The organism is Gelidibacter sp. (genome assembly GCF_053579655.1).
The window spans coordinates 1-17,951 of sequence record NZ_JBMDWE010000034.1 but is presented as its reverse complement, the minus strand read 5'-3'; the positions used below and the strand labels follow the sequence as shown (position 1 = coordinate 17,951).

Here is a 17,951-nt window from a genome sequence, read left to right as displayed (position 1 = left end):
TGTAGCAGGCATCATGTTTGTCTTTGCGCTTGCTGTGGTGTTCAAATTGCTCACTATTCAATTGGTGCAAGGTGATAAATACCGTGAATTGGCTGAAAAGCGCACGGTTAAAAATGTAACAATTCCTGCCAATCGTGGCAATGTTTACGCGTCCGATGGGAGTTTGTTGGCAACTTCAATTCCTAAGTATGACATTCGTTTTGATGCCTTGACGCCGACCACTAAAACTTTTGAGAGCTATTTGAAGCCGTTGAGTGATTCTTTGTCAAAATACACAGGAAAATCCTCAGGGTATCATGAACAAGAACTGCGAAAAGCAAGGGCAAATAAAAACAGATACTTCCTTATAGCAAGAAATATCAATTACACCGATTATACGCGCATCCGAAATTTTCCATTATTGAATCTTGGGGCATTTAGAGGTGGACTTATTGTAGAGCAAACTACAAAGCGCGAGCATCCTATGGGTGGCATTGCACAACGCTCTATCGGTTATGAACGCATCGATAAAGATGAGCACGTAGTACGAGCAGGTATTGAAGGTGCTTTTGGCGAAATGTACTTACGAGGAACTGACGGTCATAGAATGAAACAAAAAATCGGTCAAGGTCAATGGAAGCCGATTACCGATTATAATGAAATTGAGCCAAAAGATGGCTATGATGTGTACACGACCATCGATGTGAATATTCAGGACATTGCCCATCATGCTTTATTGGAACAGCTCGAAAAATATAAGGCCGATCATGGTTCTGTGATTGTTATGGAAACGAAAACGGGCGAAATCAAGGCGATCTCAAATCTTGGACGGAATGCAAATGGCCATTACTATGAGCGTTTAAATTATGCCGTTGCCGAAAGTCATGAGCCAGGTTCTACTTTTAAGATTATGGCGATAACTGCGGCTTTAGAGGATAAAGTCATTGATACCAGCGACGTTTTCGATACGCAAAAAGGCGTGTTGAGCTTTTATGGTAAAAAGGTACGCGATTCTAAACATGGCGGCTATGGTAAAATATCCCTAGCAAAAGCGATTGAAGTGTCTTCGAACACGGCCATCGTTGCAGCTATTGATAAGGCTTATAAGGATCAGCCAAGCAAATTTATTGATCGTTTGTATGCCATGAATTTGAACAGGCGTTTGGATTTAGCGCTTGTTGGAGAGCCTGAGCCAATTATTCCGGATCCTCGAATTAAAAACGGACGTTGGAGCGGTATTGCCTTGCAGTGGATGGCTTACGGTTACGGAGTTTCTTTTACACCGTTGCAAACCTTGACGTTTTATAATGCTATTGCTAATAATGGCGAAATGGTAAAGCCACAATTTTTGCGTGAAGTGCGCGAGTTTGATAAAACCATCGTGCCGTTCAAAAAAGAAGTTCTTAATCCAAGAATCTGTTCTCAGGAAACCGTGGATAAGGTCAAAAAACTATTGGAAAACGTGGTGGAGCATGGCACAGGAAAAAAGTTGTATTCGCCTAGTTTTTCTATGGCGGGAAAAACGGGAACCTGCCAAAAGGATTATGCCAATAAAGATAAGCTGAGTTATATTTCATCATTCGCTGGGTTTTTTCCTGCGGATAATCCAAAGTATTCTTGCATCGTCGTGATTCATGAGCCTGATAAAAGTGTGGGTTATTATGGTGGTGACGTGTCTGGGCCAGTGTTTAAGAAAATTGCACAAAAAATATTTACTGATACGCCGATTTCTGATGAGGTAGAAACCTTGAAATTCCAAAACGCCATCGTTAACAAGGATTTCGAAAATTATTATGACACGGCTCAAACTTATAAAACTATTATGCCCGATGTAAGAGGGATGCCAGCGATGGATGCTTTGGCGCTTTTAGAAAATATGGGTCTGAAAGTGAAAATTGAAGGTGTGGGCGTCATTAAAAAGCAATCCATTGAAAAAGGCAGCAAAATAAAACGCAATCAAGAAGTCTATTTAAATATATAATGGCACAATTAAAAGACATATTATATAAGGTTACTATCAACGCCGTTGTCGGAACGACGAGCGTAACAGTGAACGCGATAGATTTTGACTCTCGACATATCACGCAAGGAGATGTTTTTGTGGCTATTAAAGGAACTTTGACTGATGGGCATCAATATATTGACTTAGCGATTGAAAAAGGCGCGATTGTCATTGTATGTGAAGTCTTGCCAGAAAATTTACAAAGTGACATTACTTATATAGAGGTCGAAAGTGCCAGTAAGGCTTTGGCCTTTATGGCTGCTAATTATTACCATAACCCTTCAGCCAATCTAAAATTGGTTGGTGTTACTGGTACTAATGGCAAAACTACAGTGGCGACTTTGTTGTACCATTTGTTCAAAAAAGCAGGATTTAAGGTCGGTTTATTGTCTACCGTAAAAGTCATGGTGGATAAGACGGAGTATGAAGCAACTCATACCACGCCAGATTCTTTGACCATCAACCGGTATTTGAGCTTGATGAGTGACGCTGGTGTCGAATTTTGTTTTATGGAAGTGAGTTCTCATGGGATTCATCAAAACAGAACGGAAGGACTACATTTTGAAGGCGGGATTTTTACAAATCTGACGCATGATCATTTGGACTATCATAACACCTTTGCAGAATATAGAGATGTGAAAAAATCATTCTTCGACAACTTGTCCAAAGATGCTTTTGCATTGGTCAATATTGATGATAAGAACGGCTTGGTTATGTTACAAAATACCAAGGCAAAAAAATATACTTACGCTTTAAAAACCTATGCCGATTATAAAGCGCAGATTCTAGAAAATCAATTTACGGGTCTGTTGCTCAAGATTAATAATGATGAAGTTTGGACGCGGTTAATTGGCAATTTTAACGCCTATAATATCTTGGCTATTTACGCTGCCGCAGAATTGTTAGGGCTTGAAAAAGTGGAGAATTTACGTTTGATAAGCGAGTTGGAAAGTGTTTCGGGACGTTTTCAATACTTCATTTCTGACGAAAAAATAACGGCCATTGTCGATTATGCACATACGCCAGATGCTTTGCAGAATGTATTGGAAACCATCAATAGTATCCGTACCAAAAACGAAGAATTAATTACGGTCGTTGGCTGTGGTGGCGATCGCGATAAAACAAAACGTCCTAAAATGGGGCATATCGCATCTGCTTTAAGTACAAAAGTGATTTTCACAAGTGATAACCCAAGAAGCGAAGTTCCTGAAACGATTATAGCAGACATTGAAAAAGGGGTAGAGCCTCAAAATTTCAAAAAAACCGTTTCGATTACCGATAGAAAACAAGCTATTAAAACCGCTTGCCAAATGGCGCAGCCCAATGATATCATCCTCATCGCCGGCAAAGGCCATGAAACCTATCAGGAAGTTAAAGGTGTTAAAAGTGACTTTGATGACTTGAAAATAGTGAAGGAGTTATTGAAACAGTTGGAGAAGTAGCAAGCTGGAAGCACGAAGTAAGAAGCCCAGAGAATAAGGAATAAGGAATAGTAATAATAAATAATAGAAATAACGAATAACGAATAACGAATTTCAATTTAATCAACAATCAACAATCCATAATCTAGATGCTCTATTACCTCTTTGAATATTTGAAACAACACTTTGATTTTCCCGGATCTTCCCTATTCGGATTTATCTCTTTTAGGGCGGCCATGGCGATTATCATGTCGTTGCTTATTTCAACAATTTACGGTAAGCGCATTATTGGGTTTTTGCAAAGGCAACAAGTAGGAGAGTCCATTAGAGATTTAGGATTGGAAGGGCAGGTTGAAAAGGCTGGAACGCCAACCATGGGTGGAATCATCATCATCATTGCTACCTTGATTCCTGTGATATTGTTTGCCAAAATTGATAATATCTATATTATCCTGTTGATTGTGACCACGATTTGGATGGGTGCTATTGGTTTTTTGGATGACTATATTAAAAAATTCAAGCAGGACAAAGAAGGCTTAAAAGGACGATTTAAAGTTTTAGGACAAGTTGGTTTGGGAATTATTGTGGGTGCCACTCTGTATTTCAACCAAAATGTGACCATTAAGGAGAAATTGCCAATTGCCCAACAAAAGGAGGTTTTGGCAGCAAATCCAAATGTGGAAGCCTCCAAATTGTTTAAAGCTGAAGAGAAATCAACTAAAACAACCATTCCATTTGTCAAGAAAAATGAATTTGATTACGCTCATTTAGTGACTTGGATCAGTCCAGGTCTTGAAAAGTATACCTGGGTTATTTTTATTTTAGTGACGATTTTCATTATTACAGCGGTGTCCAACGGTGCTAATTTAACGGATGGAATTGATGGATTGGCTGCAGGAACGTCAGCCATAATTGTGCTCACCTTGGGGATTTTTGCTTGGGTTTCAGGAAATATCATTTTTTCTGAATATCTCAACATTATGTACATCCCAAGGGTAGAAGAAATCACTATTTATATCGCCGCGTTTGTGGGGGCGCTTGTTGGATTTCTATGGTACAATAGTTATCCGGCATCTGTTTTTATGGGAGATACAGGAAGTTTAACTATCGGTGGAGTCATTGCGGTCATTGCGATTGCTGTTCGAAAAGAATGGTTAATTCCGGTGTTGTGTGGGATCTTTTTAGCTGAGAATTTATCGGTGGTCCTGCAAGTAGGTTGGTTTAAATATACCAAAAAGAAATATGGCGAAGGACGACGCATTTTTAAGATGTCGCCATTGCATCATCATTATCAAAAATCGGGATATCACGAAAGTAAAATCGTAACCCGTTTTTGGATTGTTGGAATTTTATTGGCCATTGTGTCGATAGTGACCTTGAAAATTAGATAATAGAGAATTACGATATACGATTTAAGAATTACGATATCAATGAAGGAAATAATTAAAAATAGAACTAAAAAATTTGCATCAGACTGCTGGCATCTTTGTTCCAAATTTCCAATTACAAGGGAGTACAACGCTTACTGTAATCAATTGATAAGATGTTCGAGTTCGGTTGGAGCAAATTATAGGGCAGCATGTAGAGCAAAATCTGACGCTGACTTTTTGAACAAGTTGAAAATAGTTGAGGAAGAAGCAGATGAAAGCATGTATTTCATCGAATTACTTTTAGATGTTTCTAATAGAGAAGTGGATGAAATGAAGAGATTGCATGCAGAAGCAAATGAGATATTATCAATAGTAGTTGCATCAATCAAAACAATCCGAAACCGGAATCGTAACTCGTAAATCTAATATCGTAAATGAAGAGGCTAGTCATATTAGGAGGAGGAGAAAGCGGCGTAGGCACAGCGCTTTTAGCAAAGGCAAAAGGTTATGAAGTGTTCCTTTCAGATAAAGGAAAAATTAAAGATAATTACAAAGAAGTTCTTATACATAATGAAATTGAATTTGAAGATGAGCAGCATACGGAGGCCAAGATTCTGAATGCCGACATCGTGATGAAAAGTCCAGGAATACCTGATAAAGTGGCTTTGGTTAAGCAAATTAGAGAGAAAGGAATACAAGTGGTTTCTGAAATTGAATTTGCATCGAAATTTACCAATGCAACGATTGTAGGAGTTACAGGAACGAACGGCAAGACCACAACAGCAACCTTAATCCATCATATTTTAAAACAAGAGTTGGAGGTTGGTTTGTCTGGAAACATCGGGAAAAGTTTTGCGCAACAGATTTTGGAACATGATTATCCAAACTATGTGCTTGAGATTAGCAGTTTTCAGTTAGATGGTATTGTAGATTTTAAACCACATATCGCCGTTTTGTTGAACATCACACCAGATCATTTGGATCGCTATGATTATAAGTTTGAAAACTATATCGATTCGAAATTCAGAATAGTTCTGAATCAAACCAAAGATGATTATCTGATTTATGATGCAGATGATGAAGTTATAGTGGACTGGCTCAAATCACATAAAATTCAATCCACATTATTGCCGTTTTCATTAACGAAAACCATCGAAAATGGCGCGTATTTGGACCAAGATGAAATAAAAATAACGATAGATAACAATCAAATTATTATGTCAACAACAAATTTAGCCTTAGAAGGCAAACACAATATTAAGAATCAAATGGCTGCTTCAACCGTAGCGCATTTATTAAAAATAAGAAAACAAACGATTCGTGAAAGCTTGGAGAATTTTCAAGGTGTAGAGCATCGTTTGGAAGAGGTTTTGAAAATCAATAAGGTCAGATACATCAATGATTCAAAGGCTACCAACGTTAATGCTACCTATTTTGCTTTAGAAAGTATGGATACGCCAACCATTTGGATTGTTGGAGGTGTTGATAAAGGGAATGATTATAAAGAGTTGTTTCCATTTATCAATGAAAAGGTCAAAGCCATTATCTGTCTGGGTGTGGACAATGAAAAATTACTGAAAACTTTCGGGAAAATGGTGGATGTCATTGTTGAAACCGAATATATGACCGAAGCGGTAAAAATCGCATACAAATTAGCGGAGTCTGGTGATTCTGTATTGTTGTCGCCAGCGTGTGCAAGTTTTGATTTGTTTGAAAGTTACGAGGATAGAGGTCGTCAATTTAAGAATGCTGTAAGAAGCTTATAAAAAGAAGAAAAAGTGCAAAGTGTTTTCAACAACATAAAGGGGGATCGTTTGATTTGGTCAATTGTCGCATTGCTGGCAATTTTCTCATTCCTTCCTGTGTACAGTTCTTCCAGTAATTTGGCATATACAGCTAATTCGGGAAGTACATTTTCGTTTTTTATAAAACACTTTATGCATCTATTTCTGGGCTTCACTATAATGTATGGCGTGCATCGCATTCCTTACCGTTATTTTAGAGGTTTGTCGCTCGTCATGATGCCAGTCGTATTGATTTTATTGATCATGACCATGTTTCAAGGCACTACCATTGATGGTGCCAATGCGAGCCGATGGATTCAGATTCCGATTATTGGGATGTCGTTTCAGACGTCGACGTTTGCTGCTGTGGTGTTGATGGTATATGTGGCACGCTATTTATCAAAAATCCAGGATAGGGAAATTTCATTTAAAGAATCAATTTTGCCGTTATGGATTCCAGTTTTTCTGGTGTTGATACTGATCCTTCCGGCCAACTTTTCAACCGCGGCGATTATGTTCGCCATGGTCATGGTGTTAGCCTTTATTGGGGGTTATCCGATTCGTTATTTGGCAATAATTGTTGGCGCCGGGGTGTTGTTTTTGGTATTATTTGTTTTGACCGCAAAGGCATTTCCTGAGGCGATGCCCAACCGTGTGGACACTTGGATCAGTCGTGTAGAGAACTTTTCAAATGGAGAAGATACAGAAGCCGATTATCAAATTGAAAAAGCGAAGATTGCGATTGCAACCGGAAAATATATCGGATTAGGGCCTGGGGGAAGTGTTCAAAAAAACTTTTTGCCACAATCCTCCTCAGATTTTATTTTTGCAATTATCGTTGAAGAGTACGGCCTAGTTGGAGGCTTGGTTATTTTGGTAATGTATTGTTGGATGTTGTTCAGGATTGTGATCGTCGCCCAAAAATCCGATACCGTTTTTGGTAAATTAGTCGTGCTTGGAGTTGGCTTGCCTATCGTTTTTCAGGCGTTCATTAATATGGCTGTTGCTGTTGAGTTATTTCCGGTAACGGGGCAAACACTACCACTTATCAGTAGTGGTGGTACGTCCATTTGGATGACCTGTTTGGCTTTCGGAATGATTTTAAGTGTGAGTGCCAAAAGAGAAGAGTTAAAGGAACAAGAAGAGGAATTAGATAATCCTTTGGAAATATTAAGTGAAGCGATATAAGTTGTAAGTATCTAGCGTTATAGAAGCTTGAAGTTAAATCGAATTGGAATTTGGAATTTAAACTATTGGAATTTTAAAAATATAGTGGTTAAAAAAGAAACATATAAAATAATTCTCTCAGGAGGCGGTACAGGAGGTCATATCTATCCTGCGATTGCTATTGCCAATGAGTTGAAAATGCGCTTTCCTGACGCAGAGTTTCTTTTTGTGGGAGCGTTGGATCGCATGGAGATGGAAAAAGTGCCACAAGCTGGTTATAAGATTGAAGGGCTATGGATTACTGGAATTCAGCGTAAGTTGACGCTTAAGAACCTTGTTTTTCCAGCCAAGTTGGTCGTTAGCTTAATGCGAGCGCGAAAGATTGTTAAAACATTTCAACCAGATGTTGCCATCGGAACCGGTGGATTTGCCAGCGGACCATTATTGCAGGTTGCGGCTTCCAAAGGTATTCCGTGTTTGATTCAGGAGCAAAACTCTTTTCCAGGCATTACCAATAAATTATTGGCCAAAAAAGTTAATAAAATTTGTGTGGCTTACGATGGATTGGAGCGTTTTTTTCCGAAGGATAAATTAATAAAAACAGGAAATCCTATCCGTCAGGATTTGTTGCAAATTGATAATAAAACAATTGAAGGAAAGGATGTATTTAATCAGAAGCATGGCAAATACACCTTGTTGGTTTTGGGTGGTAGTTTGGGTGCCAAACGCATCAATGAACTGATTGAAAAAGAATTGGAGTTTTTCCAAACTCAAAATGTGCAAGTGATTTGGCAATGTGGAAAGTTGTATTACGAAACCTATAAGAAATATAATTCTTATGAAAATGTTCAAGTCCATGCTTTTTTAAACACCATGGATTTGGCTTACGCTGCCGCAGATTTTATCATTTCTAGGGCAGGAGCGAGTTCGGTTTCGGAATTATGTGTGGTAGGAAAACCGGTAATATTCATTCCTTCGCCCAATGTAGCCGAAGATCATCAAACTAAGAATGCCATGGCCATTGTTGATAAGGATGCTGCTTTGTTGATAAAGGAAGCAGATTTAGATGTCGATTTCGAAAACCGATTTTCACAATTAGTAAAATCAGCTGAAAAACAACAGAAGTTGAGTGAAAATATAAAAAAATTGGCCCTTATCAACGCTACAAAAGATATTGTGGATGAGGTGGAGAAGTTGTTGAAGAAGCATTAAGTATAAAGTATTAAGAGAATAACGAATAACGAATAACGAATAACGAATAACGAAGTTCAAATTAAACAACAAACAACAAACAGTGAATTTAAAAACAATAAATAACGTCTATTTCATCGGCATCGGAGGCATCGGAATGAGTGCCCTTGCACGTTATTTTGTGGCGAATGGGAAATCTGTGGCGGGTTATGATAAAACCAAAACAGACATCACAAACGCACTTGAGGATCTTGGGGTTAAAGTTCATTTTGAAGATTCCGTTGCTGCAATTCCAGCTGAGTTCTTGAATGTTGATGATACGTTGATTGTTTACACGCCTGCAATTCCTAAAGGTCATGCGGAGTTTAATTATTTCAAAGATCAAAATTTTGAAGTCCTAAAACGTTCTGCAGTTCTTGGGGAAATTACCAGAGACACCTTTTGTTTGGCGGTCGCCGGAACTCATGGTAAAACGACCACAACTAGTATTTTGGGGCATTTGTTATATGAATGTAATGTTCCTGTAACAGCATTTTTAGGCGGTGTGAGTGAGAATTACGATTCCAACTTCATCCTAAATGGCACTGAAGTTACGGTGGTTGAGGCTGATGAATATGATCGTTCGTTTTTAACCTTATCGCCAGATATGGCCGGGTTGACCTCAATGGATGCTGATCATCTTGACATTTATGGTGAAGCTGAGGAACTTAAAAAATCATTCGTTGAATTCACTAAAAAATTAAAACCAAACGGGAAGTTGTTTGTGAAGAATGGCTTGCCGATTGAAGGAATTACTTACGGAATAGAAGATGACGCCGATTATTCAGCGCAAAACATAAGGATCATCAATGGCAGTTATGAGTTTGACCTAAAAACGCCAAACCAAACGCTACAAAATTTTAAATTTAACCTACCTGGAAGACATAATCTGTCGAATGCAATAATGGCCTTGGCGATGTCTGTAGAATATGGTCTCCCTCACCAGCAGCTCGCCAACGCCTTAGCATCTTATTCAGGAGTTAGACGACGCTTTACCTATCAGATTAAAACGGATGATTTAGTGTTTATCGATGATTATGCACATCATCCAGAAGAAATCAATGCCGTGCATCAAGCGGTTCGGGAAATGTATCCGAATAAAAAAGTGTTGGCTATTTTTCAACCGCATTTGTTTAGTAGAACACGCGATTTTGCAGATGAGTTTGCAAAAAGTCTCTCGCAATTTGACGAGTTGTTATTGCTAGATATTTATCCTGCAAGAGAATTGCCAATAGACGGTATTACGTCAGAATGGTTATTGACAAAAATCGAAAATCAAAACAAAAAATTGATCCAGAAATCGGAGTTGATTTCAGAAATAAAAGCATCAAATGCACCTGTTATTTTAACTATTGGTGCTGGAGATATTGGAGAACAAGTAAAATATATAAAACAAGCTTTAAGTCTTGAAAATAAATTATAACTATATAAAAATAATTGGGTTACTGATATTGGTAGTCTTTCTTTTTGCGTTTTCCTCCGCGAGGAATTCCGTCAGAAAAGTGAGCGAACCCAATATCAAATTTTTGGGCGATGAGAATTTATTTATCACGCATGAGGCTGTTAGTAAGTTGTTAATACAAAATCAACAAAGTGTTACAAATACGGCCAAAGAAATGATAGATTTGAACGACTTGGAATCTGCCCTGAACGCCAACGTCATGATTAAGCGAGCCCAAGTATACATCACTGTTGATGGCACATTGGTCGCTGAAATTGAGCAAAAGAAACCTATTGCTCGAGTAAGTACAAATGCATCTTACTATATCGATGATGTCGGTTCCTACATGCCGTTATCAACAAATTACACGTCACGCGTCCCATTGGTTACGGGATTTGTGGTTAAAAATGAATTGTATAATGTGTTCACAGTAGCTAAAAAGGTTCAAAGTGATGAGTTTTTAAAAACGCACGTTACCGAAATTCATCAGAATGAAAATGGAAGCATTGATCTAAGATTTAGATTAAATGATTTTAGAATACAGTTAGGTTCGTTGGACAAATTGGATAAAAAAATAAATAATCTTAAGGCTTTCTATCAAAAAGCTATGAAAGATAGCACTTTGAATACTTACAGTGTTGTTAATTTAAGATTTGATAAACAGGTCATATGTACCAAAAAGTAGAGGATGGAAAATAATAAAATTTCAGTAGGATTAGATGTAGGGACCACAAAGATTGTGGCTATGATCGGTCGTAAAAATGAATATGGCAAAGCCGAAATTTTAGGAATTGGAAGAGCTAAAAGTTTAGGAGTACATAGAGGCGTTGTCAATAATATCACGCAAACCATTCAGTCCATTCAGCAAGCTGTTCAGGAAGCTGAAGCCGAGAGTGGATTGAAAATAGAGGAAGTGACCGTAGGTATCGCAGGTCAGCATATCAGAAGTTTACAGCATAGTGATTATATCACACGACCTAATTCTGAATTGGTTATTGATGATGAAGATATTGATCGATTAATCAATCAAGTGCACAAGTTAGTAATGCTTCCTGGTGAAGAGATTATTCATGTATTGCCACAGGAATATAAAATTGATGGACAGGCAGAAATTAAAGAGCCTATCGGAATGTATGGCGGTCGATTGGAAGCTAATTTCCACGTGGTTGTTGGTCAAGTGTCATCCATCAGAAATATTGGTCGCTGCGTAAAAAGTGCAGGCTTGGAGTTGGAAGGTATCACTTTGGAGCCGTTAGCATCAGCAAACGCCGTATTAAGCCAGGAAGAAAAAGAAGCAGGTGTGGCTTTGATTGATATAGGAGGCGGTACCACGGATTTAGCAGTTTTTAAAGACGGCATTATTCGTCATACCGCAGTCATTCCATTTGGAGGTAATGTGATTACTGAAGATATCAAGGAAGGTTGTTCCATCATAGAAAAGCAAGCCGAATTATTAAAAATAAAATTTGGTTCCGCATGGCCAGGAGAAAATAAGGACAATGAGATTGTTTCAATCCCTGGATTAAGAGGACGGGAACCAAAGGAAATTACCCTTAAAAACCTATCAAAAATCATTCATGCGCGTGTTGTAGAAATTGTAGAGCAGGTGTATGTTGAAATAAAAAATTACGGACACGAAGAACAAAAAAAGAAATTGATTGCTGGCATTGTACTGACAGGAGGAGGCGCACAGCTGAAGCATTTAAAACAGTTGGTAGAATATATTACCGGAATGGACACCAGAATAGGTTTCCCGAATGAGCATTTAGCAGGCGATAGTGATGAGGAAATTGCGAGCCCGTTGTATGCGACGGCAGTTGGTTTAGTGATGGACGGATTAAAGCGTCAAGAGCGTAAACGCATTGAAAAGGCAGCCGAAGAAGCAGCTGAAGAGATTGTAGCATCGCCATCAACCGAAGTTGAAGAGGAAGAACCGATGTTATTACCAAAAAAAGAACGTCGATCATTTTTAGATAAATTGACCGAACGTGTCAAAGATTTTTTAGATAACGCGGAATAATTACGTAGAGACAGATAATTATCTGTCTCAACAAATCAAAATAGATACAGATAATTATCTGTCTCAATAAATAAATATTAATTAAGAATCCAGAAAAACCCAAAACATTATGAGCAATATAAATGAATTTGGAAACATCGCATTCGATTTGCCAAAAAACCAATCGAACGTCATTAAAGTGATAGGAGTTGGCGGCGGCGGAAGCAATGCCATTAACCACATGTTTCAACAAGGAATTAAAGGCGTTGACTTTGTCATCTGTAATACTGATTCACAGGCCCTTCAAAATAGTGGCGTACCAAACAAAATCCAGTTAGGTGTCAATTTAACTGAAGGTCTTGGTGCCGGAGCTAATCCAGAAGTGGGCGAGCAAGCAGCACTTGAGAGTTTAGAGGATATCCGCAGAATGTTGGATACCAATACAAAAATGGTGTTCATTACGGCAGGAATGGGTGGAGGTACTGGAACTGGAGCAGCACCTGTCATCGCTAAAGTTGCCAAGGAGCTGGAAATTTTGACCGTTGGTATTGTCACGATGCCCTTTCTTTTTGAAGGAAAAACGAGAAATGAACAAGCTCAAAAAGGGATTGAAACTTTAAGAAATCATTGCGATTCCTTAGTGGTCATCAACAATAATAAACTACGTGAAGTTTATGGCAACCTAGGTTTTAAAGCAGGTTTCTCTAAAGCTGACGAAGTATTATCGACCGCTTCAAAAGGTATTGCGGAAGTGATCACACATCACTATACCCAAAATATTGACTTACGTGATGCTAAAACTGTTTTGAGTAATAGTGGAACGGCCATTATGGGATCTGCGACAGCATCTGGTAAATCACGTGCTCAGGAAGCCATCATGAAAGCTTTAGATTCGCCATTATTAAATGATAATAAAATTACTGGAGCCAAAAACGTATTGTTGCTCATCGTTTCTGGTGCCCATGAAATTACTATTGATGAAATTGGAGAAATCAATGACCATATCCAAAATGAAGCAGGACACGGTGCAAACATTATTATGGGTGTAGGGGAAGATGAATCATTGGAAGAGGCTATCGCTGTAACTATCATCGCTACGGGTTTCGATGTTGAACAGCAAAACGAAATCTCTAATACCGAGACTAAAAAGGTCATTCACGCTTTGGGAGATGATAACAATGAGGTTAAAGTTAAAGAACGCGAGCCGGCTATTATAACACCAGAAATCGTTCTTGAAAAAGAAGTTGAAAAAGTCACGATTCATACTTTAGTAGAAGAGGAGGTTAAAAAGGAGCCTAAAATGGGTTTGATCCCGACCAATGAGTTTATCAGAAATCTCAATGTAGTTTATGATGAAGTCTTGGATAGCGTTGACGAAGATGATTTTATAATTACTCCTGTTCAACCTGTAAAGGCAGAAGCACCAAAAAGGGCGATTTTTGAAGAAGAGGAGCAATTCACCTTTTCTTTCGATTTGCCTTTATTCAACAGAAAACCTGAAGAAACTCCAAAAGATGAAAACAAAATTCTCTTTGATTTGGACGACCATACAAGAGACATGAAGGTCAATGATCATATTGAAATTATATCGGTCACTGAAGCGGATGCAAATGGCGAAAAACGCTATGCGCTTGATGATTTTATGACGCATGAGTCTTCAATTAATAAAACAAAGACCAAACAACAACCAGTTATTGAAGAAGACGTTGTGTTTGAGAGAAGAGTCATTTCAACTCAAGAAGAATCAATTTCTCCAGAAGAAATCGATCCTATGAACAGTCCAATTTCTGATATGTTAAAGGATCGTGCTGATATCAGAAGACGTAAAATGAAAGACTTTAACTACAAATTCAGTTCAGCTAAAGTTGATGAAATTGAAAAAGAGCCTGCATATAAACGCCAAGGTGTTAATTTAGAGGATAACAAATATTCTTCTGAGATCAGAGCGTCAAGAATGTCAGTGGGTACTGATGACAATGATGATATTCAGCTGCGAAGTAATAATTCATTTTTACACGATAACGTAGATTAATAGCAGATTTAACGTTGTATTTCGCACTTTATAAAACCCGAAAAGCATGACCGCTTTTCGGGTTTTGCATTCCTGAGAATGCAGGGATCTATTGGGTTGACTTGTGTTGATTGCTTAGTTTAGAGTGGTTAATTCTATTTTTATTTGTGTGAGATGTGATAGGCGAAATTTAAAGCGAGTTAATCAGCATAGAGTCTATAGCCTTAATGTGGATTTAAATTTAGTTTCAGTTTTCAAATGAGTAGCATTTAAAAATGCCTCCCAAACATTTTATTACTTTCTTATTGCAACCTGCACAATCAATATTCTCATTAAATTGCGAATTAGTCTTTGTTCTTGATTCTATAAGCGTAGTGGTCTTTGATCTTTTATTGACATCAACTAAATTAATTTCAATTTATCTTGTAATTCACTAACCAAACACTCCTTACTTTTTGTTATCTTCGCAGCATCAAAAATAATACAACCATGAGTTTACAGGAAGATTTAATGACTGCGTTAAAAGCAGCAATGAAGAGTAAAGATCAAGAAGCTTTAGCAGCTTTGCGAGCGATTAAATCTGAAATACTGTTAGCTCAAACAGAAACCGGTTCCAAGGAAGATATTTCTGAAGAACAGGAGATTAAAATTTTGTCAAAATTGGTTAAGCAACGTAAGGATAGCGCTGCTATTTACATGGAACAAAACAGAAATGATTTGGCCGAACCAGAATTGATTCAAGCGGAAGTCATCAGTCAGTTTTTACCAACACAGTTAACTGAAGAAGAAATAGAAAAAGTAGTCGTTGAAACTATTGCAAGTACAGGAGCAGAGGGAATGAAAGACATGGGTAAAGTCATGGGAATCGTCAATCAGCAACTCGCAGGAAAAGCGGATGGTAAAACGATTTCAATGATAGTAAAGGCTAAATTAGCCTAAATAAGAGATTCCTGCTTACGCAGGAATTAATGGCCACGTAGCTCAGCTGAATAGAGCACTGGATTTCGGCTCCAGCGGTCGGGGGTTTGAATCCCTTCGTGGTCACTTTTACCATTTGTAAATGGTATCAAAACCAAGCAATCCGTAGGATTCGCTTGGTTTTTAGGTTTTTATGGGTTCATTTAATTTGATATGATTTGATTGCATATGGTAGTTAAAAGGTAGTTTCTTTTTAAAATGGTAGTTCAGCTACCATTTAAGTAGTAACTTACATTATTGATTGACTTTCGTCTTAGAGAAATAGTTTAACTAAAAGACGATAATTATGCGTACCACAAAAACATTTTCCATCCGATTTTGGGCCGATGCCCAAAATGCCAAAAACAACTTAGCATTAGTTTATGCGAGAATCACAGTAAATCAAAAACGAGTTAATTTAAGTCTCAAAAGACGAGTGCCTATTAATTCATGGGATTCAAAAACTCAGATTTTGCGTGGCAATACGAATGATGCGAAACATATTAATCAATATTTCCATGAAGTAAAAACGCGACTCTTTCAAATCTATCAAGACTTGAAATATCAAGACGAAGTGATTACCGCTGAAAAAATTAAATCCCTATACTTTGGTGAAGATGGGAGTTCCAAAACATTATTGGAACTTATTGATTACCATTCCAAAAAAATAGAAAATACACACGCCGCTGGATCCATCAGAAATTATGGTGTTACTGAAGAATATCTTAGGAAGTTTCTTTTAAAGGATCGAAGAACAGCTGATGTTTTCTTAAAACAATTGGATTATAAATTTATTTGTGATTTTGAACGTTTTCTTCACGCTTATTATCCAAAAGGTCACGATAGGGAAATGGGGCATAATACGGTCATGAAACACCTTCAAAGGCTTCGTAAAATGGTTACGCTGTCCTATCATTTGGAATGGTTAGATAATGATCCATTCAGACGCTGGAAAATGAGCTATGAAAAGAAGGAACGTGATTTTTTAACGACAAATGAACTTTCAAATCTTGAAACCTACGAATTTCCTATTGGACGACTAGAAAGAGTACGGGATGTTTTTCTTTTCAGCTGCTATACCGGGATCAGTTATGCTGATATCAGAACTCTTAAATCAAAACATGTTTTAGAGGGTATGGATGGTAATAATTGGATTGTTACGCATCGTCAAAAAACTAAAACAAAAGTAAAAGTACCTTTACTAGATAAGGCGAAATTTCTCTTGGAAAAATATGATAATCATCCTATGGCTGTCCTCACAGAAACCTTATTTCCCGTAGTTAGCAATGTGAAAATCAATTTGTATCTTAAAGAAATTGCATCAGTGGTTGGAATTAGAAAAAATCTCACCTTTCATATGGCTCGCCATACCTTTGCCACAACCGTTACCTTAAGTAATGGTGTGCCTATAGAGACGGTGTCTAAATTATTAGGTCATTTGAAAGTATCAACAACCCAAATTTATGCGCGTGTATTGGAGGAGAAACTAAGTAAGGATATGATTGATTTGCAGAAGATGTTAAATGCTAAGGATGAGCTGAAAAAGGATTGAATTGGAGTTTTTTTTATTTTGAATGTCTCTCTGTTCAAACATCGCGAAGAACTTTACCAAATAACCTCCAAATACTATTGGAAAAGGGATATGGTGGAATTGGTAGACGAGTAACAATTATCCATAATTCAACTTTGTATAATTTAGCCTATTTCCATTTTATAAAACAGACTGCTTCTTTTTTAATTAAAATTACAAAAGGTTAAGTTGGTGCTGGTAAGGTTCGCCTATACAAAAAGTAAGACTGCTCCTTTAGTTATTGATGAGTTTATCTTAAAAAGTATTTCGATTTTAACCTTATTCTCTAACTTAATCGTTTCTTGTACTGTTGATGATATAACACAAAGCACTGAAGCCAATGCGATTGAAAGGATACAGGCTACTGAGGATGATTCTAAAAACACTTTTGGCACAACAAAAAAAGTTTGAGGATATCTTTGATAAAATCAAAAAGACTTTAATGAAAAATAAATTTAATTCGTACATATGAGAAACCTCAACCGTTCTAATTAATATTTCTTTGTTTTTTCACTTCCTTTATTTTTCTCCAAGTTTTTAAAAATGAATTCAGCAATATCTAATTCTAGTTTAGTGTCAATATCCATGTTTTTATATTGCTCTGGGATTTCGTATGGTAAATTTGTTGTTCCGAAAAAAGAATTGTTTTTCAGGAAAGAATTAACATTAATTAAATAAAACATCCCATTTTCCTCAAAGTAGGATTCCATATCCTGAAAACGTTGTTCAAATTGATAATTGAAAGGCGTAAAGACACCGTCAATAATTCGTCCCATTTTTGTTTTACATCTGACAACAGTAAACACGCAATCCGCAGATTCAGTTTGGTATAATTGAATAATATCTTTTAAGAAGGTGTGCTTCCGAACAGGATCAGTGGGTTGTAAAATTAACAATGCATCTGGTAATTCTATTTTTTTTTCAATTAAATGATTTAGGAAATGATGTACATACACAGTGTTGCTTGAAGTCGCCTGACTAAACGCATCTGGACGAAGTAAGTAAGGAATATTATTGTTT

14 protein-coding genes and 1 tRNA gene are annotated in these 17,951 nt (G+C 37.4%); 14 read left to right on the top strand and 1 reads right to left on the bottom strand.

Going from position 1 to position 17,951, the window contains the following annotated elements; translation table 11 throughout:
* Window positions 1–13 precede the first annotated feature (13 nt).
* The 14 genes from ACOH2D_RS14950 (at window position 14) to ACOH2D_RS14885 (ending at window position 16,913) form a co-directional block, all read left to right on the top strand.
* Window positions 14–1,960, top strand: a complete 1,947-nt coding sequence (locus ACOH2D_RS14950; protein ID WP_348037701.1) for a PASTA domain-containing penicillin-binding protein — start codon at window positions 14–16, stop codon at window positions 1,958–1,960.
* The gene (locus ACOH2D_RS14945) at window positions 1,960–3,423 is read left to right on the top strand and encodes a UDP-N-acetylmuramoyl-L-alanyl-D-glutamate--2,6-diaminopimelate ligase (RefSeq protein WP_449535716.1); all 1,464 of its coding nucleotides are present in this window, start codon (window positions 1,960–1,962) and stop codon (window positions 3,421–3,423) included. Before ACOH2D_RS14950 ends, ACOH2D_RS14945 begins: the two co-directional genes overlap by 1 nt.
* A 128-nt stretch (window positions 3,424–3,551) precedes the next feature.
* On the top strand, window positions 3,552–4,793 hold the full coding sequence (gene mraY, locus ACOH2D_RS14940) for a phospho-N-acetylmuramoyl-pentapeptide-transferase (protein ID WP_449535715.1): 1,242 nt from the start codon (window positions 3,552–3,554) through the stop codon (window positions 4,791–4,793).
* Window positions 4,794–4,832: 39 nt separating this feature from the next.
* Window positions 4,833–5,192 carry a four helix bundle protein gene (locus tag ACOH2D_RS14935; protein ID WP_449535714.1) on the top strand — a complete coding sequence of 120 codons (360 nt, stop codon included), beginning with the start codon at window positions 4,833–4,835 and terminating at the stop codon, window positions 5,190–5,192.
* Between the two features lie 14 nt (window positions 5,193–5,206).
* Window positions 5,207–6,538, top strand: a complete 1,332-nt coding sequence (gene murD / locus ACOH2D_RS14930; RefSeq protein ID WP_449535713.1) for a UDP-N-acetylmuramoyl-L-alanine--D-glutamate ligase — start codon at window positions 5,207–5,209, stop codon at window positions 6,536–6,538.
* A 12-nt stretch (window positions 6,539–6,550) separates the two neighbouring features.
* Window positions 6,551–7,744 carry an FtsW/RodA/SpoVE family cell cycle protein gene (locus ACOH2D_RS14925; RefSeq protein WP_449535712.1) on the top strand — a complete coding sequence of 398 codons (1,194 nt, stop codon included), beginning with the start codon at window positions 6,551–6,553 and terminating at the stop codon, window positions 7,742–7,744.
* A gap of 84 nt (window positions 7,745–7,828) precedes the next feature.
* Window positions 7,829–8,935: an undecaprenyldiphospho-muramoylpentapeptide beta-N-acetylglucosaminyltransferase gene (gene murG, locus ACOH2D_RS14920; protein ID WP_449535711.1), complete on the top strand. Its 1,107-nt coding sequence runs from the start codon at window positions 7,829–7,831 to the stop codon at window positions 8,933–8,935.
* An 82-nt stretch (window positions 8,936–9,017) separates the two neighbouring features.
* Window positions 9,018–10,376, top strand: coding sequence for a UDP-N-acetylmuramate--L-alanine ligase (gene murC, locus ACOH2D_RS14915; RefSeq protein WP_449535710.1), 1,359 nt, complete (start codon window positions 9,018–9,020; stop codon window positions 10,374–10,376).
* Window positions 10,377–10,455: 79 nt separating this feature from the next.
* Window positions 10,456–11,079 carry a cell division protein FtsQ/DivIB gene (locus tag ACOH2D_RS14910; RefSeq protein ID WP_348038274.1) on the top strand — a complete coding sequence of 208 codons (624 nt, stop codon included), beginning with the start codon at window positions 10,456–10,458 and terminating at the stop codon, window positions 11,077–11,079.
* A gap of 3 nt (window positions 11,080–11,082) precedes the next feature.
* The gene (gene ftsA, locus ACOH2D_RS14905; protein ID WP_348038272.1) at window positions 11,083–12,414 is read left to right on the top strand and encodes a cell division protein FtsA; all 1,332 of its coding nucleotides are present in this window, start codon (window positions 11,083–11,085) and stop codon (window positions 12,412–12,414) included.
* Window positions 12,415–12,523: 109 nt separating this feature from the next.
* Window positions 12,524–14,425: a cell division protein FtsZ gene (gene ftsZ, locus ACOH2D_RS14900; RefSeq protein ID WP_449535709.1), complete on the top strand. Its 1,902-nt coding sequence runs from the start codon at window positions 12,524–12,526 to the stop codon at window positions 14,423–14,425.
* 468 nt (window positions 14,426–14,893) lie between these two features.
* A complete protein-coding gene (locus tag ACOH2D_RS14895) occupies window positions 14,894–15,343 on the top strand; it encodes a GatB/YqeY domain-containing protein (protein WP_348062868.1) in 450 nt (149 codons plus the stop codon).
* 31 nt (window positions 15,344–15,374) lie between these two features.
* Window positions 15,375–15,448: transfer RNA gene (locus tag ACOH2D_RS14890), tRNA-Arg, on the top strand.
* A gap of 220 nt (window positions 15,449–15,668) precedes the next feature.
* On the top strand, window positions 15,669–16,913 hold the full coding sequence (locus tag ACOH2D_RS14885; protein ID WP_449535708.1) for a site-specific integrase: 1,245 nt from the start codon (window positions 15,669–15,671) through the stop codon (window positions 16,911–16,913).
* A 509-nt stretch (window positions 16,914–17,422) separates the two neighbouring features.
* On the opposite strand, the gene ACOH2D_RS14880 is transcribed toward ACOH2D_RS14885, so the two are convergent.
* Window positions 17,423–17,951: acylneuraminate cytidylyltransferase family protein (locus ACOH2D_RS14880; protein ID WP_449535707.1), on the bottom strand; the 529-nt coding region annotated here is incomplete at its 5' end.

Excerpts from the sequence above, each read along its gene's own strand:
- ACOH2D_RS14950 (WP_348037701.1), top strand. The coding sequence starts at position 14 with ATGTTTGTCTTTGCGCTTGCTGTGGTGTTCAAATTGCTCACTATTCAA.
- ACOH2D_RS14945 (WP_449535716.1), top strand. The coding sequence starts at position 1,960 with ATGGCACAATTAAAAGACATATTATATAAGGTTACTATCAACGCCGTT.
- mraY (WP_449535715.1), top strand. The coding sequence starts at position 3,552 with ATGCTCTATTACCTCTTTGAATATTTGAAACAACACTTTGATTTTCCC.
- ACOH2D_RS14935 (WP_449535714.1), top strand. The coding sequence starts at position 4,833 with ATGAAGGAAATAATTAAAAATAGAACTAAAAAATTTGCATCAGACTGC.
- murD (WP_449535713.1), top strand. The coding sequence starts at position 5,207 with ATGAAGAGGCTAGTCATATTAGGAGGAGGAGAAAGCGGCGTAGGCACA.
- ftsA (WP_348038272.1), top strand. The coding sequence starts at position 11,083 with ATGGAAAATAATAAAATTTCAGTAGGATTAGATGTAGGGACCACAAAG.
- ftsZ (WP_449535709.1), top strand. The coding sequence starts at position 12,524 with ATGAGCAATATAAATGAATTTGGAAACATCGCATTCGATTTGCCAAAA.
- ACOH2D_RS14895 (WP_348062868.1), top strand. The coding sequence starts at position 14,894 with ATGAGTTTACAGGAAGATTTAATGACTGCGTTAAAAGCAGCAATGAAG.
- ACOH2D_RS14885 (WP_449535708.1), top strand. The coding sequence starts at position 15,669 with ATGCGTACCACAAAAACATTTTCCATCCGATTTTGGGCCGATGCCCAA.